The organism is Vibrio sp. 10N.222.46.A1 (assembly GCF_041473595.1).
GTDB classification, from domain to species: domain Bacteria; phylum Pseudomonadota; class Gammaproteobacteria; order Enterobacterales; family Vibrionaceae; genus Vibrio; species Vibrio tasmaniensis_A.
Genome location: NZ_JBFRSN010001600.1, coordinates 1 through 630 on the forward strand (window position 1 = coordinate 1; position 630 = coordinate 630).

A 630-nucleotide genomic window follows, 5' to 3' on the forward strand; every position below is an offset into this window, starting at 1 on the left:
ATAGGCTCGACGATCTTAGGTACCACGGTTGCCAACAGGAACGAAACAATCGTCACCGCAAACACCACCAGCACCACAGGGTAGATCATCGCTTGTAGCAGCTTAGAGCGCATCTTCTGACGATTTTCTGCGTAATCGGCCAGTCGCTCCAATACCGCATCTAAGTGACCAGACTTCTCACCCGCCGCAACCATGGCCCTAAACAGTTCATCGAAGATGTGTGGATAATCAGACAAGCTATCCGCTAGCGAATAACCTTCTGTCACTTTAGATCGGACTGCCAGTAACATAGTTCGAATACGTGGCTTTTCAGACTGCTCAGCTACCGCTTTCAAGCACTCTTCTAGCGGCATACCTGATTGAACGAGCGTGGATATTTGACGAGTAATCAACGCAAGATCTGGCGTACTGATACCACGCTTAAAGCTGGTCGAAGGCTGAGTACCTTTCGCATTTTTCGCCTTAGCTTCGGTCATCTCAACCGGCATTAAACCTTGTTCTTTTAAACGTTGGCGAGCCTGACGAGCATTATCCGCTTCAATCGAACCCTTTTTGCTCTTACCTTTGGCATCCAGCGCTTTGTATTCAAATGCCGCCATACTAGACTTCCTTAGTCACTCGCATCACTTC

The 630-nt window shown here is 48.4% G+C and carries 1 protein-coding gene; it reads right to left on the bottom strand.

Annotation, left to right across the window (positions count from 1 at the left end):
• Positions 1-599, bottom strand: a 599-nt coding sequence (locus tag AB4496_RS28360; protein ID WP_372133389.1) for a type II secretion system F family protein, incomplete at its 3' end; no start/stop codon positions are given.
• Positions 600-630: the final 31 nt, after the last annotated feature.